Source organism: Kitasatospora sp. NPDC023120 (assembly GCF_055560835.1).
On sequence record NZ_JBVHHY010000016.1, the window covers coordinates 191,276 to 212,587 of the forward strand.

Genomic DNA, 21,312 nt, shown 5'->3' on the forward strand with positions numbered 1-21,312 from the left:
TCCGTCCTCTCGGCTGCTCTCCGCTCCTCCCTGTTGCGCTCCCTCCCGTCTGTTGTGCCCCTCCCGTCTGTTGTGCCCCTCCCGACTCAGGAACTCCTGAGGACCACCAGCCGCTGGGTCGCCCGGGTCATCGCGACGTAGCGGTCGACGGCTCCCTCGATACCGCCGCCGAACGCCTCCGGGTCGACCAGGACGACCAGGTCGAACTCGAGCCCCTTGGACAGCTCCGGGGTCAGCGACCGGACCCGCGGGCGGGCCCGGAAGCCGGGTGCGCCGATCACGCAGGCGACCCCTTCGGCGTGCTCGGCGAGCCAGCCGTCCAGGACCGCGTCCAGCTCCGACACGGAGCCGTGCACGACGGGGATGCCGCTGCTGCGCACGGAGGTCGGCACGTTGGCGTCCGGCAGCGCGGCCCGGATGGCGGGCTCGGCCTCGGCCATGACCTCCTCCGGCGTCCGGTAGTTGATGGTCAGCGAGGCCACCGTGGCGCGGTCCAGTCCGATCCGCTCCAGCCGCTCCGGCCAGGACTCCGTGAAGCCGCGCCGGGCCTGCGCGCGGTCGCCGACGATGGTGAAGCTCCGGGACGGGCAGCGCAGGATCAGCATCTGCCACTCCGCGTCGGTCAGCTCCTGGGCCTCGTCCACGACGATGTGCGCGAACGGGCCGGCCAGCGGCTCCGGATCGGCGACGGGCAGGGCGGTCTCGTCCACCAGGGTGTCCTGGAGGTCCCGCCCTCGCAGCATCGTGACCGCGCCCTCACCGTCGTCGTCGGCCTGGAGCAGGTCGCCGATGACGTCGGCCATGCGGGCGCGCTCGGCGGCGGCCGCGGCCTCGCGCCGGCGCTGCCGCTGCGCCGCCTCCGGATAGCCGAGCCGCTGCCGGGCGGCGTCCAGCAGCGGCAGGTCGGACACCGTCCAGGCCTGCGGCGCGTGCTTGCGCTGCAGCGCGCGGACCTCCTCGGGCTGGAGCCAGGGCGCGCACATCCGCAGGTAGGCGGGCACCGACCAGAGGTCGCCGACCAGGTCGGCCGCTTCGAGCAGCGGCCACGCGCGGTTGAGGGTCTCCGCCAGCTCCCGGTCCTGGCGCAGCGAGCGGCGGAAGAGCTCGGGCGACACCTCCTCGTCGTCCGCGTCCAGCTTGTCCATCAGGATCGTGGCGAGCTCCTCCCAGATCTGCTCGCGCGCCTCGTTGTGCGGGGTGCCCGGGTCGGGCGCGTCGAACGCGTCGGCCCAGTCCTCGGCGCTCAGCCAGAGGTCGGACCAGTAGGTCGTGACCGCCATCCCCTCGGTGGGCGGCTCCTCGTAGAACCGGACTGCCTTCTCGATCGCCTTCACCATGTCGACCGAGGACTTCAGCCGGGCCACCTCCGGATCGGTCTCGATCCCCGCCTTCGCGCCCTCGGCGACGAGGTCCCGCACGGTGCAGGTCCGCACGCCCTCCTCGCCGAGGCTGGGCAGCACGTCCGCGACGTAGGCCAGGTACGGCTGGTGCGGGCCGACGAACAGCACGCCGCCCCTCCGGTGGCCGAGCCTGGGGTCGGAGTAGAGCAGGTACGCGGAGCGGTGCAGCGCGACGACGGTCTTGCCGGTGCCCGGTCCGCCGTCGACCACCAGGGCGCCCCGTGACCCGGCCCGGATGATGGCGTCCTGGTCCGTCTGGATGGTGGCCAGCACGTCCCTCATCCGGGCCGAGCGCTCGCTGCCCAGGCTGGCGATGAACGCGGACTGGTCGTCCAGCGCGGCGTGCCCCTCCAGGGCCTCGGTGCTGAACACCTCGTCCCAGTAGTCGGTGATCCGGCCGCCGGTCCAGCGGTACCTGCGGCGGCTCGCCAGGCCCATCGGGTCGGCGTGGGTCGCCGCGAAGAAGGGCTCGGCCGCGGGCGAGCGCCAGTCGACCAGCAACCGGCGCCCCTCGCTGTCGGTCAGCCCGAGCCGCCCGATGTACACCGGCTCGGGGTCGTCCGAGCCGACGACGCGTCCGAGGCAGAGGTCCAGGCCGAAGCGACGCAGGGCGCGCAGGCGACTGGTCAGCTTGTGGACCTCGATGTCCCGGTCCATCGCCTCCCGGCCGACGCCGCCCGGCGCCCGGCGCAGGGCGTCGAGGCGGTCGGACAGCTCGGCGATCGTCCGCTCGAGGCTCTCCGCGATGGCCGCGAAGTGCCGCTCGTCGCCGCCGATCAGCACCGGGTCGGCTTTGCCGGAGAGGCGGTCAGGCAGGTCGAACGCGCTGGTCGTCAGGGGGGTCATGGCATCAACTCCGATCTGAGGCCTGCGATTCTGCGGCACCGAGGGGGCCTTGCCGCAAGACCCCCCGTGCGCTATACCTTGAGAGTGGCAAGGGGTGGGTTCTTCCCCCTTCCTCCTCCTCTCCTTCCGCCGGCTTCGACCGGCGCTCCGGCTCGCGCTCGCGCGCGCCCGGCGGGAATCGCCGGACAGGGCCTAGCCGAGGCGCGCTGCGGCGGCAACCCCGACTCACCCGAGAGGCTTACGGCGTACCGGAGTTGGACCGCATCGGGTGGTGCCCGGTGACCGGCCGCCGGAACGGTTCGTTGGTCGCTGCGGCACACCGCACCACCGATCCGAAGAGGTCCCGTCATGTCCGAACCCTCTGCCACGCCGCAGCTCCCGAGCAGCCCGACGGGCTCGGCCGTCGGCGCCTGGGCCAGGCCCACCGCGCCCAAGAGCCTGCTGGAGCAGATGCAGGAGCTGCTCGCCTCGGTCACCGCGGATCTCGCCGAGCTGCAGTCCTCCGGCGCCGCCCGGGGTACCGGCCCCGCCGCTCACCCGACCGGCACGGACACCTCCGAGGCCCCCGCCGCGCCCGGTACCCGGTAGCCGGGCACCCGCTCCCGGCCCGGTGGCCCGCCCGCACCCGGCGGGCCGCCGCGCATCGGGCCGACCTCGCCCGGCAGCCCGTCCCCGTCCTGCGGCTCGTCCCCGTCCTGCGGCTCGCCCCTGTCCCGCGGCTCGTCCCCGTCCGGCGGATCGAGCCTGACGACGAGTAACGGCGAACCGCAGCCCGCCCGTTCGGTCTCCGCGCCGCCGAGCACCGTCCGCTCCTCTCCCCCGGCCCGGACCGCCGCCTCCCGCAGCCGCCCGGCGAGGTCCTTGCAGTCCGACATCGCGTCGACGCCGTCGATGCACGTCCAGTAGAGGCTCTCGGTGTCGGCCCCGCAGGCCAGCACCACGAGCGTCTCCCCGACCTCGTGCAGCAGCCCGTCCAGCGCTCCCAAAGCCGCTGCCGGCTCCCCGAGTTGGGTGAGCCGCGCGGCCCGGCCGCCGCTCACCAGGGCGGCTCGGACGACGGATCGGTCCAGGCAGACCGCCGCGTGCGCCCCGGCCTCGGCGAGCTGCTGGCCGAGGCCGGCGAGATCCTCGTCCTCCGACTCCGTCAGCCGCGCGCCCACCGCCTCGGTGAGCAGCGCGGCCTGCCGCGCCTCGGCCAGTACGTCCGGTACGTGCCGGGCCTCGGCCAGGGCGTGCCGGGCCGTCTTGATCAGTCGCAGCGCCTCCATGGCCACCGCTCCTCTCGCTCGCTGTCGCCGTCGACCCCGACCGCCGAGAGGGCGGCCGGATGGTCACGGCGACAGCGTGCGAGGAAGTGCGCGAACTCGCATCCGCCTTGTCGGAAGCTGTGGACAACTCGGGGGTTGTGGATAACTTTTGTCCCTCACAAGGGTTGGTCGCCCACGTCCGAGTTGACGTCGGTCGGCTTGTCCGACGCGGCCGACCCCTCCGGCACAGCCGAACGGTCCGACGCGGCCGGACCGTCCGGCACCGGGAAGCGGTGCTCGTTGCGCTCGATCTTGGCCGCGAGCGCCTCCAGCGGGTCCACCCCGACAGCCGTGCAGAACTGCAGCAGGTACGCCAGCACGTCCGCGACCTCGTCGCGCACCCGGTGCGCGCGCTCCGGCTCGGACATCACCGCGGCCGCCTGCTCGGGAGTCAGCCACTGGAAGATCTCGAGCAGCTCCCCCGCCTCCACGCTCAGTGCCGCCGCGAGGTTCTTCGGCGTGTGGAAGGGCTCCCACCGCCTGGCCGCCGCGAAATCCACCAACCGCTGCCGCAGGGCCTCCAGGGTCGGCTCCCCCGGTCCCGTCACTCGTTCGCTCACGCCTCCAGGTCTACCCCATCGCCGCCCGCCACCGGCCCGGCCCCCTCCGTCGCGGGTCCCTCCCCCACGACCCCGGCGGCAGCGTCGTTCCCGCCCCCGCTCCCATCCCCGTCCCCGCGCCCGCCCTGGGCCGGCACCCGGGCCGTCTCCGGCCGCAGCACCGTGAACCCCGAGCCGGGATCCCGCCGGCACTCGACGACCGCCACCGCGTCCGACCGCGGCTCGCCCCCGCCCAGCGCCTCCCGCACCGCCGCCGGCTCCTGCAGCGCGGCCACCACCCGCAGCTGGTTGCGCTCCGCCATGTCCCGCGCCAGCCGCAGCAGCGAGGCGGCCTGCTCGGTGGAGAGCCCGGCGCCCAGGTCCTCGGCCAACACGGTGAGCTGCCGGTGTGCCCACGGCACCTCAGCGGCCACATCGAGGTCGAGCACCCCGGCCCCGGTCAGCAGCACCGCGGCGAACGCGAGGTGGCGCAGCATGCCGTCGGAGGCCTGGTCGGCCCCGGTACGCCCGAGGACGCCCTCGTCGAAGACGGCCAGGACGCTCCGCACGCCCGCGTCGCTCTCCCGCTCCGCCACGGTCAGCCCGAGCAACGGGTGCGGCGCGGCGGACTGCACGACGCGCAGGAGCTGCCCGTACCGGCGCTGACACTCGTTGCCCAGCCGGGCGATGACGGCGGAGATGTTGGCGGCGTTGCCGCGCAGCCGGGCCTGCGGGTCGGCCCGGGCCCAGCCGCGCATCAGGGCGGGGACGGGGTGCAGCGGGAAGACCTCGCGCAGCGCGGTGAGCAGGTCCTCGGTGGCGGCCAGGACCAGGCACTCGCCGGCCGACGAGCCCGCGACCCGCAGCGGCAGCTGCGCGGTGATCATGGTGCCGCTGGGGAACGGCGCCCGGATGTCGCCCTGGCGGGTGTCGTTGTGCCAGCAGACGTTGACCCGCCGGTGGCGGACGTCCTGCTCGCCGGTGTCCACCAGGGTCTGCCCGTCCAGGGTGAGCGACTCCCGGGCGATCCGGACCGGGCCGTCGGTGCGGATCACGACGTCGAGCCGGATCCGGCCGTGTGGGGAGCGGACGGTGCAGCCGAGGATGATCGCGTCCCGCCCGTGCGGGACGCAGCCGTCCAGACCGCCCCGGACGGGCAGGGCGAGCGGGCCGGTGCGGTCGGGCAGCCCGTCCAGCGAGTCGGCGATCTCCTCGCCGAGCGCGAGGCGGGACAGCACCGCGAGCGCGTCGAGGGCGTTGGACTTGCCGACGCCGGCGGGCCCGTGCAGCACGGTGAGGGGCGCGAGGGGCAGCACCGCGCGCCGGTAGGACTTGAACGAGGTGAGCCGGAGCTCCTCGACGGTGGGGCGTGGCACGGGCGCCCGATCGGGCCCCGGGGCACCCGGTCGGAGGGGGGCCGGCCCAGCGGGCCTGGTGGCGTCGCGGTTCACCCGTCGGACGTTAGCTTCAGGCCGACCGGCAGAAACGTGTCTGCAGGACAGATTCATCCCAACGTGGCGCCCCGCCCCGACCCGATGACCGCCCGCGCCACCCGGGCACCGAATCGCCCCGAAACGACCGCACCGCTCCGAGGCACTCCAAGGCGCCCCGAGCGCCCCGAGCGCCCCGCGGCGCTCAGCGCCGGTAGGCGGCCACCGTCACCGAAGCGGTCACCTCGACCGGGTCCGGCAGCGCCGCCAGCGCGGCAGCGAGCCGCTCCGGGTCGGTGTGCCAGGCGCTGGGCCCCATGCCGACAACGGTACGCACGTCCTGCGGGCCGAGCCGCAGGGTGAACTCGACCTCCCGCCGCCCCGCCGGCGTCAGGTACGGCCCGAGCTTCTCGTCGATCCGCCGCTGCTTCTCCTCGTCCACCGACAGCAGCCCCAGCGCGTCGACGAGTTCGCGCAGGTGGCGGGCGGTGGGCGAGACCAGCAGCAGGGTGCCGCCGGGGCGCAGCACCCGGCGGATCTCGGGCCCGTTGCGCGGCGCGAAGACGTTGAGCATCAGCTCGGCGGAGGCGTCGCGCAGCGGCAGCGGGCGCCAGGCGTCGCAGACGACGGCACCGATCCGCGGGTGCGCCTTGGCGGCGCGGCGCAGCGCGTACTTGGAGATGTCGAGGGCGGCGCCGACCCGGCCGGGCAGGGCGTCGAGGACGTGGGCCAGGTAGTGCCCGGTACCGGCCCCGAGGTCGGCGACCAGGCCCTCGGACTCGGTCGAGGGGTCGGTGGAGGACTCAGTCGAGGGCTCGGTCGAGGGATCGGCCGAGGAATCGGTCGAGGAGCCGGTCGAGGAGCCGGTGCCGGGCTCGGCCATAGCCTCGGCGGCGGCCTCGGCGAGGGCGTCCGCGATGGGCCGGTAGTGCCCGGCGGCGAGGAAGTCCGCGCGGGCGGCGACCATCTCGGCGGTGTCCCCGGTGCCGGTGTGGGCGTCGCCGGCGAGGAGGCTGACGTAGCCCTGCTTGGCGAGGTCGAAGCTGTGCCCGGCGGGGCAGCGCAGGCTGCGGTCGTGCCGGGTGAGGTCCTGCGCGCAGAGGGGGCAGGCCAGGTAGCGCTCGATGTCCTGCAGCAACGTTCCGTCTTCTCTCGCCGTACGCCCCGGTCGGTCGGGGCGCCAGCCAGCCTAACGACCCGGCCCGCCCGACCGCGCGAACCGCCCCAGCGGAGCCCAGGCCCGGCAGTCCCGCGGCCCGGCAGCCCTCGGTCCCGGTGCCCCTACCGCACCTGCCCCGCCGGCACCCGCCCCCGCTCCGCCGCGACCCGCAGCGCGAACGCCGCGAGCGCCTCGGGCGCGCCTGCCCGGCCCCGGACCCCGGGGAAGGCGTTGACGTCCACGATGACGGGCTCGGCCGGCCCGTCGAGCAGATCGACCCCGTACACGTCGAGCCCGAACACCTCGCCGACGCGCAGCGCGAGCGCAGCCCGATCGGCGGGCGGCTCCCAGTCCTCCGCCGGCCCGGACTCCCCCGATCCGGAGGCGAGCTCGGACCGCCGCCGGGCGGCGAACACCTGCCCGTCGATCACCCACAGCTTCTGGTCCCAGCCGGTCCCCGGGACGAACGGCTGGGTGACGACCGGCTCTTCGGACCACTGCCCGGCGAGCCCGCGAAGCCGGTCCGGCCCGTCGACCCGCGCGACCAGGTCGTGGCGCCGACTGTGCCGGCTCTTGACCACGAACGGGTAGTCCGGGGCCGCGAGTTCGCCCAACCGCCCGGCGGCGAGCGTCACCGCGAACGGCAGCCCGGCGGCGCGCGCGAGGTCGGCCATCTGCACCCGGTCCTGGCACAGCTGCGTCGCCGCCGCCGAGTTCACCACCGGCACACCCAGACGCTCCAACTCCCGCGCCAGCTCCAGCGCCTGCGGCGTACGGGCCTTCAGCAGGCAGACGTCCACCGGCTCCCCCACCGCCCGCGCGGACGGTACGGCGACCACCTCGTGCCCCCGCTCCGCCAGCAGCGCAGCAGCCGCCGCCAGCACCGGGTGCCCGGGATCCCGGGCGATCAGCCCGATCCTCACAGCAACTCCCCCTCACCGAAGCGCAGTTGTCCGTACGAAGCCCCGCCCGCCGACACCAGCGCGACGGCCGGCCCACCAGGCACCGACACGGCCGGCTCACCGGGCACCGACACGGCAGGCTCTCCGGGCACCGAGACCGCGGTCCCGCTGCGCGCGAGCCGCAGCACCGCCCGGGCCACCCTGGCCACCGCGTCCGGCACCTGCCGGAAGCTCGGGAAGTCGTTGACGTCGACCACCACCGGCCCGTCGGGCCCGAGCAGCACGTCGACCCCGAACAGGTCCAGCCCGAACACCTCGCCGACCTGCGCCGCGATCCGCGCGACGCTCCCCGGCAGCGGCACCTGCCGCTCCCGGACGCCCTGCCCGGGGTGCAGCGGGGAGGAACGTTCCGTCGCGAAGAGCTCGCCGTCGACGCTGTACACCTTGAGGTCGGTGCCGGAGTTCGGCACGTACGGCTGCGCGATCAGCAGCCCCTCCCCGGCCAGCTCGGGCCCGACCTCGAGCAGGTGGTCCGGGCTGCGCACCAGCCGCACGGCGCGCCCGGAGCTGCCGTCCGCGGGCTTGACCACCAGCGGGTACTCGGCGGCCGGGATCTCCGCGAGCCGCTCCCAGCGCGCGGCCGCGTACGTCACCGGGACGGGCAGCCCGCGGGTGCGGCCGATCACCGCGGCGAGCGCCTTGTCCCGGACGCCGCGGATCGAGCGCACGTCGTTCACCGTGGTGAGGCCGACGGCGGCGGCCGCCTCCAGCAGGGTCAGCCCCGGCCCGCCGGAGACGGTCTTGAGTACCCAGGCGTCGTGGCTGCCGGCCCGTACCGCCTCGGAGATCGCCAGCAGCGAGTCCCCGGGGCGCAGCACGTCCACCCGGTGTCCCCATGCGGTGAGTTGGCGTGCCACATCGAGCGGCATGCCGTCGTGCCGGTAGTGTTCCTCCACCAGAAAGCAGAGCCTCATGGGCCTGTCTTCCCCCTTGCGTCGCCGAGTGCAGACGTCCGCCGTCCCCCTCGGCAGAGCTGTAAAAGCATCAGCATGCACGCTGTGTGCACACAAGATCGCTGCGGGGCGGTAAGCGTTCGGCAACAATCGCCGCCCGAACCGCGCACAAATCGGTGGCAGCCCACCCGCGCCCCTGCTTGGATGCACGCCGTGACTCCTGACGATCATGCTCCCGACCGTCCGCTGCTCGACGAGATCGAGCACTACTACGACGCCGCACCGCGCAGCGCCGCCCGCGCCGAGGACTTCGGCCCGCTGACCCTCTTCGTCCGCAAGGGCGAGACCGGCTGGCACTACTACGCCCGCCCGACGCTCGGCCACGACGGCCCGGCGGTCACCGCCGAGGACGTCCGCCGGGTGCTGGCGCGGCAGCGCGAGCTGGGCGCGCCGGAGGCCTTCGAGTGGGTGGCCGAGCAGAACCCGGAGCTGCGCGCGGCGGTGGAGGCGGCGGGCCTGACGGTGCACGAGCACCCGCTGCTGGTGCTGGGCCCGCAGGACGAGGCGGCCCCGGCACCGGTGCTGCCGGAGGGGGTGGAGGTGCGGGTCCTGGGCCCGGACGCGCCCGAGCTGGCGGAGGCGGTGGCCGTCCCGCACGTGGCCTTCGGCACCCCGGGCACCGCCATCGGCGCGGCCGGAGCGCCCGAACTGGCGCAGAGCGTGGCGGCATTGACGGCCGATGGCGGGGTCACGCGGATCGCGCAGCGGATCACCGACGGGGTCACCGTGCAGGCCGCCGCGCTGGAGGACGGCGCGGTGCTGTGCGCGGGCCAGTGCAACCCGGTGGGCGCGGTCGGCGAGGTGGTCGGCGTGGGCACGCTGCCCTCCGCCCGGCGGCGCGGTCTGGGCCTCGCGGTCACCGCGGCCCTGGTCGCGCACGTCCGGGCCGACGGCGTGCGGACGGTGTTCCTGTCCGCCGCCGACGAGGACGTCGCCCGGATCTACCGCCGGGCCGGCTTCCGCCCGTTCGCGACGGCCCTGATCGCCGAGCCCGCCTCACCCCAGGCCTAGGGTCCGGCTGCCGAGCCCCCGGGCCTGGCCGGACGGGGACGGCGCTCAGTCGTCGTCCCCGTCCTCCTCGTCCGTCCCGCTGACGCCCTCCCCTTCGGCCTCGTCCACCACCCACGCCGCCAGCCGCTCGGCGACGCCGGACACCCCGAGCCGCCCTTCGCGGATGGCCCGGGAGAGGCTGCGCACCTCGCGGGCGGTGGTGGCGACGGTGCAGCCGCTGGCGACGAGGTAGGCGTACGCGACGGCGGTGGCGAAGAGCTCGTTGGTCTTCTCCAGGGCCGGCACCCGGATCAGCTGGTGCATCAGCGCGGCAGCGCGGTCCTGCGGTTCGGGGTAGACGGCGATGTCGAATATCTCGGCCTGGTGCCGGGTGACGGCCGCGAGCAGCGAGCCGTAGTCGGTGACCTGCGGATCACCGGGCGTGTACTGCTCGGCGGTCATGAGCAGCCACGAGAGGTCGACCTCCAGTTTCAACGGCGCACGTCCTGGAGGTCGCCCGGCTCCCCGAACTCGGCGAGGAAGGCCGTCTCGTACTCCTTCATGAACTGCGCGGCCGCGTCGACGAACGCCCGCCCGGACTCGCCCATGTCCTGCTGGACCAGGCGCTCGATGTACTGGTTCATGCTGATCCCCTGCTGCTCCGCCCGTTCCCGGGCCATCTCCGCGGTCGTGGCGTCCACGCGGACGTTCAGCTGCTTCTTGGCCATGCCCCTCAAGCTAGCGCTGAAGCGCTAGCACAACAAGGGCGCGCGCACACCGCCCACACACCTGCCGCACGCCCCCACGCAACCTCCCCGTCACCGAATCCGTCGCCGGATCCTTCGGCGAAACCGTCACGAAGCCCTCGCCGGACCCCTCACCGAAGCCGTCACCTGCCCCCGCTCCGGGTCGCCCATCTCCCATACCCGCCCACCGCCGCCCCACCCCCGGCAGGACGAGCGAGACTTGAAGAGTCCTTCACCATCCGGGACTCTGAACTCCCCTGAGCGTTCCACTAGCGGCACCGACCGGTGTGGAGGCCGGCAGATGACAGCCATGTTCGACCAGGAGCTGCGCGAGCAGCTCGCCCAGGCCCGACGGGACCTCGCGGCGGCACGGGCCGAAGGGGACGCCGACGGCGTCCAGGCGTACGAGGGCCGGGTCGCCTCGCTCCTGCGGCTCGCCGCCCAGCACGGCATCGACCTTCCGCACAGCGCCGACGAGGAGGAACACAACGACTGACCGCTCCTCGAACACCGCGAGCATTGCGAACACCACGATCACCGCGAACACGGCGGAGAAAGCGAACCCCGCGGAGAACGCCACGGAGGCGGCACCCGTTCGGGTGCCGCCTCCGTCGCTGAGCGCCGGGGGTCACTCCCCGGCCGGCTCCAGGATCGCCACGCACTCGAAGTGGTGCGTCATCGGGAACAGGTCGAAGGCCCGCAGCGAGACCGGCCGGTAGCCGCCCTCGCGGAAGAACTTCAGGTCCCGGGCGAGCGCAGCAGGGTCGCAGGCCACGTACGCGATCCGGCGGGCCTCCAGGCCGACCAGGTGGGCGACGGTCTCGCGGCCGGCGCCCGAGCGCGGCGGGTCCAGGACGATCAGGTCGGTGGCGGTGATGCCGGTGCGCGGCAGCAGCGTCTCGACCCGGTCGCACTCGATCCGCACGTTGTCCAGCGCGGCCAGGTTGTGCCGGGCGTCGACCACGGCCTGCTTGGCGGACTCGATGCCGAGCACCGCGCCCTCCTCGCCGACCCGGTCGGCCAGCGCGCCGGCGAACAGGCCGACGCCGCAGTACAGGTCGAGCGCGTTCTCGCCCCACTGCGGGTCCAGGCCGTCCAGCACCGCGTCGACCAGGGTGTCCGGCGCCTCCGGGTGGATCTGCCAGAAGCCGCCGTTGCTGACCCGCCAGGTCCGCCCGGCCGCCCGCTCGCGCACGAAGCTGCGCCCGTGCACCTTGTGCAGGTCGCCCTGCCCGTCCACCCGGGCGATCGACACCGGCTTGTCCAGCTCGACCAGCGGCAGCTGGGCGCCGTCGCGCGGGGTCAGCACCACCTGGCGGTCCGAGGAGCCGCTCGCGGCGATCGCCTCGACCGAGGCCACGCCCGGCCAGTCGCGGGACTCGATGCCCAGCTCGGTGACGCCCTCGGCGGCGATCAGGCAGCGGTCGATCGGCTGCACGTCGTGCGAGCGGTGCTTGCGCAGGCCGACCTTGTCGGTCTCCGGGTCCACCGCGTATTGCACCCGGGTGCGCCAGGCCGGCACCTGCCCGGCCGGGAGCTTGCCGCCGACCGGCTCGACGCTGCCGTCCCAACCGGCCTCGGCCGGGGTGAGCCCGGCCAGCTTGGCCAGCTGCTCGGTCAGCACGGACGCCTTGAGCTTGCGCTGCCCGCCCGGAGTGACGTGCTGCCAGTCGCAGCCGCCGCACTTGCCGGGCCCGGCGAACGGGCACGGCGCCTCGATCCGCTCCTTGGCGGGCTCCAGGACCTCCACCGCGTCGGCCCGCAGGAACCGCGAGGTGGTGGTGCCCTCGGTCACCAGGGCGACGACCTTCTCGCCGGGCAGCGTGTGCCGCACGAACAGCACCCGGCCCTCGTGCCGGGCCACGCAGTGCCCGCCGCCGTGCGCGACCGGGCCGACCTCGACCTCGTACCGCTGGCCGACCAGCGGCTCACCGGACGGCGTCTCGGGCCGCGGCGCCCGCGCGGCGGTGGGGCGCAGCGCCTTCGGCGGCCGGACCGCCTGCCTGCGCGGCGCCTTCCGCGCGCCCCCGGCACCGCCCTCGGCACCCTTCGCAGCAGCGCCCTTCGCAGCGGCGCCCTTCCCGGCCGCACCCTTCGCAGCGGCGCCCTTGCCCGCCGCGCCGCCCTGGCCCGGCTTCCGGTCCTCCGACGGCGCCTCCCCCGGCACGATCGGCGCGGTGCGCGCGGTCAGGCCGTCGCGGTCGGTGGCCTCCGGACGGGACGGCCGGCCCCAGCGCGGCCGGGCGACCTGCCCGGGCTGGCCGCCCCGGCGGGAGCCCTTGCCGGAGGAGCCCGAGGAGCGGGGCGGAGTGTTGCGGGTCACTGGGAGGAGTCCTTGCTGCGGTCGGAGGTGTCACCGGCACTCGTACCGGTGGAGACGGAATCCTTCGACTTTACGGCCTTCGGCGCCCGAGGCTCGCCACGCCGGACGGCACCCGGCGCCGACCAGGCCTTCTGCGACTTGCGCCGCTCCGAGGACTCCAGCTGCCAGGGCACCGAGGTGACCATCACACCGGGCTTGAACAGCAGCCGCCCCTTGAGCCGCAGCGCGCTCTGGTTGTGCAGCAGGTGCTCGTACCAGTGGCCGACCACGTACTCGGGGATGTAGACCGAGACCACGTCGCGCGGGCTGCTGCGGCGCAGGTTCTTCACGTAGTCCAGCACCGGCCCGGTGATCTCGCGGAACGGCGAGTTCAGCACCTTGAGCGGCACCTCGATGCCGCGCTCGTCCCACTCCCGGCGCAGCGCCGCCGTGTCGGCCGGGTCCACGTTGACCGTGACGGCCTCCAGGGTGTGCGCCCGCGCCAGCCTGGCGTACGCGAGGGCGCGCAGCGCCGGCTTGTGCAGCTTGGAGACCAGCACGATCGCGTGCACCCGGGTGGGCAGCACCACGTCGTCCGGCTCCTCGGCGGCGACGAGCTCCTCGGTCACCCGGTCGTAGTGGCGGCGGATGCCCTTCATCATCACGAACAGCACGACCATCGCCGCGATCGCGATCCAGGCGTGGCTGATCTTGGTGACCAGGACGACGATCAGCACCGCCATGGTCATCACCAGACCGAACGTGTTGATCGCCCGGCTGCGCTGCATGCGGCGGCGCTCGGCCGGGTCGGTCTCGGTGCGCAGCAGCCGGGTCCAGTGCCGGATCATGCCGGACTGGCTCATGTTGAAGGAGACGAAGACGCCGACGATGTAGAGCTGGATCAGCCGGTTGGGGTCGGCGTCGAAGGCGATGATGAACAGGATCGCGGCGATCGCCAGCAGGATGATGCCGTTGGAGAACGCCAGCCGGTCGCCGCGGGTGTGCAGCTGGCGCGGCAGGTAGCGGTCCTGGGCCAGGATCGAGCCGAGCACCGGGAAGCCGTTGAAGGCGGTGTTGGCGGCCAGCACCAGGATCAGGCCGGTCACGGCGGCGACGAAGTAGAAGCCGGGCGTGAAGTTGCTGAACACGGCCTCGCTGATCTGGGCCAGCGCGGTCTTCTGGTGGTAGTCCGACGCGGCGCCGCCGAGCTGCTCGGCCGGGTTCTCGGCCATCTGGACACCGGTCAGCCGGGCCAGCCAGATGATGCCCATGAACATCACGACGGCAATGGTCGCCATCATCAGCAGCGTGGTCGCGGCGTTCTTGCTCTTGGGCTTGCGGAACGCGGGCACGCCGTTGGAGATCGCCTCCACGCCGGTCAGCGCGGCACAGCCGGAGGAGAAGGACTTCAGCAGCAGGAACACCAGCGCGAACCCGCCCAGCGACGCGTTCCCCGGCGTAGCCTCCAGCGTGAATCCGGAGCTCTCGGCGGGCATGTCCTGGCCGAGCACGAAGTGCCGGACGATCCCGTAGCCGACCATCCCGATCACGCCGATCATGAAGGCGTAGGTGGGAACGGCGAAGGCGCTACCGGATTCGCGCACACCGCGCAGGTTCATCCCCATCAACAGGACGACCACGATCACCGACACGACCAGTTCGTGGCCGCGCAGCGCGGGAACGGCGGAGACGACGTTGGCGACGCCCGAGGTGGTGGACACGGCCACGGTGAGCACGTAGTCGACCATCAGGGCGCTGGCGACCACGAGACCGGCGGCGGGCCCGTGGTTGACGGTCGCGACCTCGTAGTCGCCGCCACCGCTCGGATAGGCGTGCACGTTCTGCCGGTACGAGGCGACGACGGCGAGCATGACGATCGCGACGACGAGGCCGATCTGCCAGGAGAAGTGGATCGCCGAGGCGCCCGCGACGGACAGCGTGAGCAGGATTTCCTCGGGGGCGTACGCGACCGAGGAGAGCGCGTCCGAGGCGAATACGGGCAGTGCGATCCGCTTGGGGAGGAGAGTCTCGCCCAGCTTGTCGCTGTGCAGAGCGCGCCCGATCAGGATGCGTTTCGGAAGGTCTTTCGGCATAGGCACGTTAAGGAATCGTAGGGGCTTCCCAGCAGGGCTTGCGCCGTTTGTCCCCCCCTTCGTCGCGACTGCGTTCTATGGACCGGCTAGCGTGTCGGATACGAGTCGGCGGGCAACACTCGGGTTGTCGGGTGTTGCCGGGGCCGGCGCCCCACGAGGATGCTCGTCCCGGACGACCGGGCGGGAAAGGGAGATGAGCGGTGTTTGCGCAGGTCAGTACCCTGACGGGACGGGTGAGGTAGCGCCGGTGCACATCGTCATCATGGGCTGCGGCCGCGTGGGCTCCGCCCTCGCGAGAGCACTGGAGAAACAGGGCCACTCGGTGGCCGTCGTCGACCAGGACCCGACCGCCTTCCGCCGGCTGGGCGCCGGGTTCAACGGGCGCCGGGTGACCGGTGTCGGCTTCGACCAGGACACCCTGCGCGAGGCGGGCATCGAGGAGGCCGGCGCGTTCGCCGCGGTCTCCAGCGGCGACAACTCCAACATCATCGCCGCGCGGGTGGCCCGGGAGAACTTCGGCGTCGAGAACGTCGCCGCCCGGATCTACGACCCCCGCCGAGCCGAGGTGTACCAGCGCCTGGGCATCCCGACCGTGGCGACGGTCCGCTGGACGGCCGACCAGATGCTGCGCCGGCTGCTGCCGAGCGGCGCCGAGCCGCTGTGGCAGGACCCGAGCGGCGGTGTGCAGCTGGCCGAGGTCGCGTACGACCCGCGCTGGGTCGGTCACCGGATCGGCCTGCTGGAGGAGGTCTCCGGCGCCCGGGTGGCGTTCGTCACCCGGCTCGGCGAGGGCGTCCTGCCCACGCCGCAGATGGTGGTGCAGGAGGGCGACCTGGTGCACGTGATGCTGCGCCGGGGCGACCTGACGGCCGTCGAGGCCGCGTTCGCGCAGGGGCCGAAGGAGGAGGGTCACTGATGCGGGTCGCCATTGCCGGGGCCGGTGCCGTGGGCCGCTCGATCGCGGGCGAGCTGCTGGAGAACGGCCACGAGGTCCTGCTGATAGACAAGAACCCCAACTCCATCTCGGTGGAGCGGGTGCCCATGGCGGAGTGGCTGCTGGCCGACGCCTGCGAGATCACCTCACTGGACGAGGCCGCCCTGCAGCGCTGCCACGTGGTGATCGCCGCGACCGGTGACGACAAGGTCAACCTGGTCGTCTCGCTGCTCGCCAAGACCGAGTACGCGGTGCCCCGCGTCGTCGCCCGGGTGAACAACCCCAAGAACGAGTGGCTCTTCAACGAGTCCTGGGGCGTGGACGTGGCCGTGTCCACGCCGCGCCTGATGTCCGCCCTGGTCGAGGAGGCGGTCAGCGTCGGCGACCTGGTCCGCCTGATGCGCTTCAGCCAGGGCAACGCCAACCTGGTCGAGCTGACCCTGGCCTCCGACACCGAACTGGTCGGCACCCGGGTCGGCGACGTGGCCTGGCCGCAGGACACCGCGCTGGTGACCATCATCCGCGAGGGCCGGGTGCTCGTGCCGGGCAAGGACGACACCCTGGAGGGCGGCGACGAGCTGCTCTTCGTCGCCGCGCAGGAGCGCGAGGAGGAGCTGGAGGAGCTGCTGTCGGCCACCTCCGGCGCCCAGTAGCAGCAACGCGGCCACGGCAGAGGGCCCGCACCCGCTCCCTGAGGTTCCAGGAAACGGGTGCGGGCCCTCTGCCGTTCGGGTGGAGCGGCTACTTCGCCGACTCCTCCTCGTCGTCCAGCTGCGCCTTGATCGGCGGCGGCGCCTTCAGCAGGATCTGCCAGGTCACGTACATCGCCAGCAGCATCGGCGGGATGCCGAGCGCGACCTTCAGCCAGCCGAGCAGGTTGACGTTGTGGGTGAAGTACAGCGGGAAGAGGATCACCGGCTTGAGGCCCATGATCACCACCCAGGCCCAGGTCGCCTTGGTGTAGGCGGCCAGGCGGCCCGGGTTCTCCTTGCGCCAGGTGAACATCTCGCCGGTGATCGGGCCGAGCATCAGGCCGATCATCGGCCAGCGCACCAGGGCGGAGACCGCGAAGCCGACGCAGTAGGCGACGTTCCAGAGCAGGCCGGGCAGGTAGAAGTCCTCGGCCTTGCCGCTCTTCATCGCGATCCAGGCGCCGAGGGCGACTCCGAACACCCCGCTGAAGGCGTGCTGGATGGTCTGCCGCTTCGCCAACCGGGCCACCACGAACAGCGCGCTCAGCCCGAGCGCGGCCCAGGCGGCGCTGCCGACCTGGTGGGTGAGGTTGTACGTGACGATGAAGACCAGGCCGGGCAGCGTCATGTCGATCATGCCGCGCACGCCGCCGAAGGCTTGCAGAACGGTGTCGGCGGCCTCCTTGGAGGCAGCCGCCTTCCGGGCCTCCTCCTCGGCCGCCGCGTCGGCGGACAGGTCGAGCTGGGCGGCCGTGTCGCCGCCGGGCTGGTTGCTCACGCTCATTCGCTCCCGTGTCCGACCGGACGCAGCTCGTAGCGGGGGTTGAACAGCACGCGGCGCCCGCGTGCGTGACTGATCCGACCGCTGGCGACCAGCCTGCGGCCGGGCTCTATGCCCGCGATCGAGCGGCGGCCGAGCCAGACCACCTCCAGGGCCTCGGTGCCGTCGAAGAGCTCGGCCTCGAGGGCCGGCACCCCGGCCCGCGGGCGGAGCGTCACCGTGCGCAGCGTGCCCGCGACGGTGACCAGCTCGCGGTCCGCGCAGCCGGCGATCGGCGTGCACCCCGACTCCGCGGCGCTCTCCTGCCGCAGGTCCTCGGCGTCCAGCTCCTCGGCCGAGGAGGTCAGCCGACTGAGCATGCGGCGGAACCGCCCCTGCGGCTGGCCGCTGCTGTTGTCACCACTCATGTCGGAAGGGTACCGGTTTCCGGGCCCCCGGCGGCAGGTCGTTCAGCCGCCGGGGGCAACGGCGGTCAGCTCTCGAACCGGTATCCCATTCCCGGTTCGGTGATGAAGTGGCGCGGGTGCGAGGGGTCGCGCTCCAGCTTCCGGCGCAGCTGCGCGAGATAGACCCGCAGGTAGTTGGTCTCGGTGCGGTAGGCGGGGCCCCACACCTCCTGGAGCAGCTGGGTCTGGCTGACCAGCCGCCCGGCGTTGCGGACCAGGACCTCCAGCAGGTGCCACTCGGTCGGGGTCAGGCGGACGTCGGCGCCGTCCCGGTTGACCTTCTTCGCCGCGAGGTCGACGGTGAAGCTCTCGGTGACGACCAGCGAATCGGCCTCCCCGGCCACCGGCTCGGCCCGCCGCACCGCGGCCCGCATCCGGGCGAGCAGCTCGTCCATCCCGAACGGCTTGGTCACGTAGTCGTCGGCGCCGGCGTCCAGCGCCTCGACCTTCTCGTCCGAGGCGTGCCGGGCCGACAGCACGATGATCGGCACCCGGGTCCAGCCGCGCAGGCCGCGGATCACCTCGACCCCGTCCATGTCGGGCAGGCCCAGGTCGAGGACGACGACGTCCGGATGGCGGGCGGCTGCCAGTTCCAGGGCGCTCGCGCCGTCATGGGCCGCCTCCACCTCGTACTTGCGGGCCTTGAGGTTGATCACCAGCGCGCGGACGATCTGCGGTTCGTCGTCCACGACGAGGACCCGGGTCATTTACGGGCTCCGCCTTTCAGGGCTTGTCTGACGTGAGGACTGTGGGACTGGCTTTCGGTACTTGATCCGGTTCTTCCGGCTCTTCCGCCCCGGACGGCCCGGACGGCCCGGACGGCCCGGACGGCTCGGACGGGTCGGACGCCTCGGACAGCCCGGACGGGTCAGACGCCTCGGACGGCTCAAGCGGCCGTTCGACGGCGGGCAGGCTGACGACCATGGTGAGGCCGCCGCCGGGGGTGTCCTCGGCGGTGACGCTACCGTCCATCGCCTCGACGAAGCCGCGCGCCACCGCGAGCCCGAGGCCCACGCCGGCGCCGCGCGGCGCGTCGCCGTAGCGCTGGAACGGCGCGAAGATCCTCTCCTTGGCATCCTCGGGCACCCCCGGCCCGCGGTCCACGATCCGCAGCTCGACCCGGCCCGGCACCCCCGGCTGCTCCAGCACATCGGCCTTGACCAGCACCTTGACGCCGTCCGGGCTGTACTTGACGGCGTTCTCGACCAGATTGGCCAGCGAGCGCTCCAGCAGCCCGCCGTCGGCCCGGATCATCGGCAGCGTCTCCGGGACGTCCAGCCGGACGGACTCCAGCGGCACCCCGCCGAGCGCGTAGGGCACCACCTCGTCCAGGTCGGTCTCCTGGATCAGCGGGGTGACGGTCCCGGTCTGCAGCCGGCTCATGTCGAGCAGGTTGTTGATCAGGTGGTCCAGCCGGTCGGCCCCGGCCTCGATCCCGGCCAGCAGCTCGGCCTCGTCCTCCGGGTCCCAGTCGACGTCCGCCGAGCGCAGCGAGCTCACCGAGGCCTTGATACCCGCCAGCGGGGTGCGCAGATCGTGCGAGACGGCAGCCAGCAGGGCGGTCCGGATCCGGTTGCCCTCGGCCTCCCGCCGGGCTGCGGCGGCCTCCCGGGACAGCCGGCGGCGCTCCAGCACCACCGCGGCCTGGGCGGCGAAGGCCCCGAGCAGACGCCGGTCCGCCCCGGGCAGCACCCGGCCGCGCAGCACCAGCGCCAGGCTGTCGCCGACCGGGACCTCCACGTCGGCCTCCTCCGGACGCTCCGGCGGCCGCGGCCCGGCGGTCGCCACCGGCACCCACGGCCCGAGCGGATCCGGACGCTCCAGCAACGCGGCGCTCTCCTGCCCGAAGGTCTCCCGGACCTGCTCCATCAGCGCGGTCAGCACCCCGTCGCCGTTCGGCGCGCCGCGCAGCACCGTGCCGGCCAGCGCGCTGAGTGTCTGCGCCTCGGTCTGGCTGCGGGCCGCCTGGTGGGTGCGCCGGGCCGCCAGGTCCACCACGGACGCCACCGATATGCCGACGATGGTGAATATCGCCACCGCCATGATGTTCTGCGGCTCGCTGATGGTGAAGGTGTGCACCGGCGGCGTGAAGTAGTAGTTCAGCACCGAGGAGGCGACCAGCGCCGAGCCGATCGCCGGCAGCAGCCCGCCGACCAGCGCCGCGCACACCGTCAGCGACAGGAACAGCAGCATGTCGGTGGAGAGCCCCAGGCCGCCGAGCGTGGTCAGCACGATCGCCATCAGCGGCGGACCACCCAGCCCGATCAGCCAGCCGGCGACCGTCCTGGTCCGCCCCAGATCGGTGGTCCGGCGGACGGGTATCCGCCCGCGCCCGTGCCCGGCGTGCTCGTGGGTGACCATGTGGACGTCGATGTCCCCGGCCTCCCGGGTCACCGTGGTGCCGACGCCCGGCCCGTACAGGAACTGCCAGCCGGGCCGGCGGCTGGTGCCCAGTACGATCTGGGTGGCGTTCACACCTCGGGCGAAGTCCAGCAGCCCCACGGCCGGGTCGTCCCCCAGCAGCGCGTGGAACGAGCCGCCGAGGCTCTCCACCAGCGCCCGTTGCTCGATCAGCGTCTGCGGCGAGCCCGGGCCCACGAGGCCGTCGGAGCGGGAGATGTGCACCGCGAGCAGCTCACCACCGGAGACGCGGGCCGCGATCCGGGCCGCCCGGCGGATCAGCGTCGCCCCCTCCGGACCACCGGTCAGGCCCACCACGATCCGCTCCCGGGCCTGCCAGGTGCCCTCGATGCCCTGCTCGGCCCGGTACTTCTGCAGGTACTCGTCCACCCGGTCGGCGGTCCACAGCAGCGCCAGCTCGCGCAGCGCGGTCAGGTTGCCCGGGCGGAAGTAGTTGGCGAGCGCCGCGTCGATCTTCTCCGGCGCGTACACGTTCCCGTGCGCCAGCCGCCGCCGCAACGCCTGCGGGGACATGTCCACCAGCTCGATCTGGTCGGCCCGCCGGACCACCTCGTCCGGCACGGTCTCGCGCTGGCGCACCCCGGTGATGCCCGCCACGGCGTCGCCCAGCGACTCCAGGTGCTGCACGTTGACGGTGGAGATCACGTCGATCCCGGCCGCCAGCAGCTCCTCGACGTCCTGCCAGCGCTTCTCGTTGCGACAGCCGGGGACATTGGTGTGGGCCAGCTCGTCCACCAGCGCCACCTGCGGACGGCGGGCGAGGACGGCATCCAGGTCCATCTCGGAGAACCGCGCACCGCGGTGCAGCACCTGCTGCCGCAGCACCACGTCCAGTCCGGCGACCATGTCCGCGGTCCGCCGGCGGCCGTGGTCCTCCACGAACGCCACCACGACGTCCGTGCCACGCTCCCGCCGCCGGTGCGCCTCGGCGAGCATGGCGTACGTCTTGCCGACCCCGGGGGCCGCCCCGAGGTAGATGCGCAGCCTGCCTCGTCCCATGAGCACCATTCTTGATCCGGCCATGCCCGGGAGCCACCCCCGGACACCTGTTCCCCTTCCTTCGAGACTACGGCGTGAGCAGCGATTTTCCGCTGATCAGTGCACTGATCAGGTGGTTTTAGCGGCATATTGACGGTGAACCAGCCACTCGGCGGGGGTCACTCGGCAGGGGCCCGACCGGCTTCCGCTCAGGCATCTCGGCGTCTCGGGCGTTCATGGGCCCGGAAATGCGAAGAACCCCCATCCGGAAACCGGATGGGGGTTCTTCTGAAGAATTGTTCGGCGGCGTCCTACTCTCCCACAGGGTCCCCC

General features: G+C 73.3%; 20 protein-coding genes. 5 read left to right on the plus strand and 15 right to left on the minus strand.

What is annotated here, in order from left to right; translation table 11 throughout:
• Nucleotides 1-86 precede the first annotated feature (86 nt).
• The gene (gene helR, locus ACZ3TI_RS24235) at nt 87-2,246 is read right to left on the minus strand and encodes an RNA polymerase recycling motor ATPase HelR (protein ID WP_465729461.1); all 2,160 of its coding nucleotides are present in this window, start codon (nt 2,244-2,246) and stop codon (nt 87-89) included.
• 348 nt (nt 2,247-2,594) lie between these two features.
• Here helR and ACZ3TI_RS24240 point away from each other — a divergent pair, with 348 nt between their 5' ends.
• The gene (locus tag ACZ3TI_RS24240) at nt 2,595-2,834 is read left to right on the plus strand and encodes a hypothetical protein (RefSeq protein WP_465729463.1); all 240 of its coding nucleotides are present in this window, start codon (nt 2,595-2,597) and stop codon (nt 2,832-2,834) included.
• Here the strand turns inward: ACZ3TI_RS24240 and ACZ3TI_RS24245 are convergent.
• From ACZ3TI_RS24245 to ACZ3TI_RS24270, 6 genes are all read right to left on the minus strand, one after another.
• Nucleotides 2,780-3,514 carry a DUF6099 family protein gene (locus ACZ3TI_RS24245; RefSeq protein WP_465729465.1) on the minus strand — a complete coding sequence of 245 codons (735 nt, stop codon included), beginning with the start codon at nt 3,512-3,514 and terminating at the stop codon, nt 2,780-2,782. The genes ACZ3TI_RS24240 and ACZ3TI_RS24245 overlap by 55 nt on opposite strands.
• A 155-nt stretch (nt 3,515-3,669) precedes the next feature.
• A complete protein-coding gene (locus ACZ3TI_RS24250; protein ID WP_465729501.1) occupies nt 3,670-4,077 on the minus strand; it encodes a nucleotide pyrophosphohydrolase in 408 nt (135 codons plus the stop codon).
• A gap of 32 nt (nt 4,078-4,109) precedes the next feature.
• Nucleotides 4,110-5,468, minus strand: coding sequence for an AAA family ATPase (locus ACZ3TI_RS24255; RefSeq protein WP_465729467.1), 1,359 nt, complete (start codon nt 5,466-5,468; stop codon nt 4,110-4,112).
• A gap of 259 nt (nt 5,469-5,727) precedes the next feature.
• The gene (locus tag ACZ3TI_RS24260) at nt 5,728-6,660 is read right to left on the minus strand and encodes a putative RNA methyltransferase (protein WP_465729469.1); all 933 of its coding nucleotides are present in this window, start codon (nt 6,658-6,660) and stop codon (nt 5,728-5,730) included.
• Nucleotides 6,661-6,803: 143 nt separating this feature from the next.
• Complete coding sequence (locus ACZ3TI_RS24265; protein ID WP_465729471.1) at nt 6,804-7,604, minus strand: ATP-grasp domain-containing protein; 801 nt, start codon at nt 7,602-7,604, stop codon at nt 6,804-6,806.
• The gene (locus ACZ3TI_RS24270; RefSeq protein WP_465729473.1) at nt 7,601-8,557 is read right to left on the minus strand and encodes an ATP-grasp domain-containing protein; all 957 of its coding nucleotides are present in this window, start codon (nt 8,555-8,557) and stop codon (nt 7,601-7,603) included. The genes ACZ3TI_RS24265 and ACZ3TI_RS24270 overlap by 4 nt, the downstream gene beginning before the upstream one ends.
• Before the next feature lie 192 nt (nt 8,558-8,749).
• Between ACZ3TI_RS24270 and ACZ3TI_RS24275 the strand changes: the two genes are divergently transcribed.
• Nucleotides 8,750-9,607 carry a GNAT family N-acetyltransferase gene (locus ACZ3TI_RS24275; protein WP_465729475.1) on the plus strand — a complete coding sequence of 286 codons (858 nt, stop codon included), beginning with the start codon at nt 8,750-8,752 and terminating at the stop codon, nt 9,605-9,607.
• A gap of 45 nt (nt 9,608-9,652) precedes the next feature.
• On the opposite strand, the gene ACZ3TI_RS24280 is transcribed toward ACZ3TI_RS24275, so the two are convergent.
• Both ACZ3TI_RS24280 and ACZ3TI_RS24285 read right to left on the minus strand, forming a co-directional pair.
• Nucleotides 9,653-10,081 (minus strand): fic family toxin-antitoxin system, toxin component, encoded by a 429-nt coding sequence (locus ACZ3TI_RS24280; RefSeq protein ID WP_465729477.1) that lies wholly within the window; start codon nt 10,079-10,081, stop codon nt 9,653-9,655.
• The gene (locus ACZ3TI_RS24285) at nt 10,078-10,314 is read right to left on the minus strand and encodes a toxin-antitoxin system HicB family antitoxin (RefSeq protein WP_350526055.1); all 237 of its coding nucleotides are present in this window, start codon (nt 10,312-10,314) and stop codon (nt 10,078-10,080) included. Before ACZ3TI_RS24285 ends, ACZ3TI_RS24280 begins: the two co-directional genes overlap by 4 nt.
• A gap of 319 nt (nt 10,315-10,633) precedes the next feature.
• Between ACZ3TI_RS24285 and ACZ3TI_RS24290 the strand changes: the two genes are divergently transcribed.
• On the plus strand, nt 10,634-10,828 hold the full coding sequence (locus ACZ3TI_RS24290) for a hypothetical protein (RefSeq protein WP_465729480.1): 195 nt from the start codon (nt 10,634-10,636) through the stop codon (nt 10,826-10,828).
• 132 nt (nt 10,829-10,960) lie between these two features.
• Here the strand turns inward: ACZ3TI_RS24290 and ACZ3TI_RS24295 are convergent, their stop codons facing one another.
• A complete protein-coding gene (locus tag ACZ3TI_RS24295) occupies nt 10,961-12,310 on the minus strand; it encodes a class I SAM-dependent RNA methyltransferase (protein ID WP_465729503.1) in 1,350 nt (449 codons plus the stop codon).
• A 341-nt stretch (nt 12,311-12,651) separates the two neighbouring features.
• Complete coding sequence (locus ACZ3TI_RS24300) at nt 12,652-14,727, minus strand: APC family permease (RefSeq protein WP_465729483.1); 2,076 nt, start codon at nt 14,725-14,727, stop codon at nt 12,652-12,654.
• Between the two features lie 247 nt (nt 14,728-14,974).
• On the opposite strand from ACZ3TI_RS24300, the gene ACZ3TI_RS24305 reads away from it, so the two are divergent.
• Both ACZ3TI_RS24305 and ACZ3TI_RS24310 read left to right on the plus strand, forming a co-directional pair.
• Nucleotides 14,975-15,643 carry a potassium channel family protein gene (locus ACZ3TI_RS24305; RefSeq protein WP_465729485.1) on the plus strand — a complete coding sequence of 223 codons (669 nt, stop codon included), beginning with the start codon at nt 14,975-14,977 and terminating at the stop codon, nt 15,641-15,643.
• A complete protein-coding gene (locus ACZ3TI_RS24310) occupies nt 15,643-16,314 on the plus strand; it encodes a potassium channel family protein (protein WP_030060763.1) in 672 nt (223 codons plus the stop codon). The genes ACZ3TI_RS24305 and ACZ3TI_RS24310 overlap by 1 nt, the downstream gene beginning before the upstream one ends.
• Before the next feature lie 88 nt (nt 16,315-16,402).
• Here ACZ3TI_RS24310 and ACZ3TI_RS24315 read toward each other — a convergent pair whose 3' ends face one another.
• The 4 genes from ACZ3TI_RS24315 to ACZ3TI_RS24330 form a co-directional block, all read right to left on the minus strand.
• The gene (locus ACZ3TI_RS24315; RefSeq protein WP_465729488.1) at nt 16,403-17,131 is read right to left on the minus strand and encodes a DUF3159 domain-containing protein; all 729 of its coding nucleotides are present in this window, start codon (nt 17,129-17,131) and stop codon (nt 16,403-16,405) included.
• 2 nt (nt 17,132-17,133) lie between these two features.
• Nucleotides 17,134-17,541: an OB-fold nucleic acid binding domain-containing protein gene (locus tag ACZ3TI_RS24320; protein ID WP_465729490.1), complete on the minus strand. Its 408-nt coding sequence runs from the start codon at nt 17,539-17,541 to the stop codon at nt 17,134-17,136.
• Between the two features lie 65 nt (nt 17,542-17,606).
• A complete protein-coding gene (locus ACZ3TI_RS24325; protein WP_465729491.1) occupies nt 17,607-18,287 on the minus strand; it encodes a response regulator in 681 nt (226 codons plus the stop codon).
• Nucleotides 18,288-18,303: 16 nt separating this feature from the next.
• Nucleotides 18,304-21,000 carry an ATP-binding protein gene (locus tag ACZ3TI_RS24330; RefSeq protein WP_465729493.1) on the minus strand — a complete coding sequence of 899 codons (2,697 nt, stop codon included), beginning with the start codon at nt 20,998-21,000 and terminating at the stop codon, nt 18,304-18,306.
• Nucleotides 21,001-21,312 lie beyond the last annotated feature (312 nt).

Bases quoted from the DNA above. Each gene is read 5' to 3' on its own strand.
- ACZ3TI_RS24270 (WP_465729473.1), bottom strand. From the start codon at position 8,557: ATGAGGCTCTGCTTTCTGGTGGAGGAACACTACCGGCACGACGGCATG.
- ACZ3TI_RS24245 (WP_465729465.1), bottom strand. From the start codon at position 3,514: ATGGAGGCGCTGCGACTGATCAAGACGGCCCGGCACGCCCTGGCCGAG.
- ACZ3TI_RS24310 (WP_030060763.1), top strand. From the start codon at position 15,643: ATGCGGGTCGCCATTGCCGGGGCCGGTGCCGTGGGCCGCTCGATCGCG.
- helR (WP_465729461.1), bottom strand. From the start codon at position 2,246: ATGACCCCCCTGACGACCAGCGCGTTCGACCTGCCTGACCGCCTCTCC.
- ACZ3TI_RS24300 (WP_465729483.1), bottom strand. From the start codon at position 14,727: ATGCCGAAAGACCTTCCGAAACGCATCCTGATCGGGCGCGCTCTGCAC.
- ACZ3TI_RS24330 (WP_465729493.1), bottom strand. From the start codon at position 21,000: ATGGGACGAGGCAGGCTGCGCATCTACCTCGGGGCGGCCCCCGGGGTC.
- ACZ3TI_RS24290 (WP_465729480.1), top strand. From the start codon at position 10,634: ATGACAGCCATGTTCGACCAGGAGCTGCGCGAGCAGCTCGCCCAGGCC.
- ACZ3TI_RS24240 (WP_465729463.1), top strand. From the start codon at position 2,595: ATGTCCGAACCCTCTGCCACGCCGCAGCTCCCGAGCAGCCCGACGGGC.
- ACZ3TI_RS24320 (WP_465729490.1), bottom strand. From the start codon at position 17,541: ATGAGTGGTGACAACAGCAGCGGCCAGCCGCAGGGGCGGTTCCGCCGC.
- ACZ3TI_RS24325 (WP_465729491.1), bottom strand. From the start codon at position 18,287: ATGACCCGGGTCCTCGTCGTGGACGACGAACCGCAGATCGTCCGCGCG.
- ACZ3TI_RS24285 (WP_350526055.1), bottom strand. From the start codon at position 10,314: ATGGCCAAGAAGCAGCTGAACGTCCGCGTGGACGCCACGACCGCGGAG.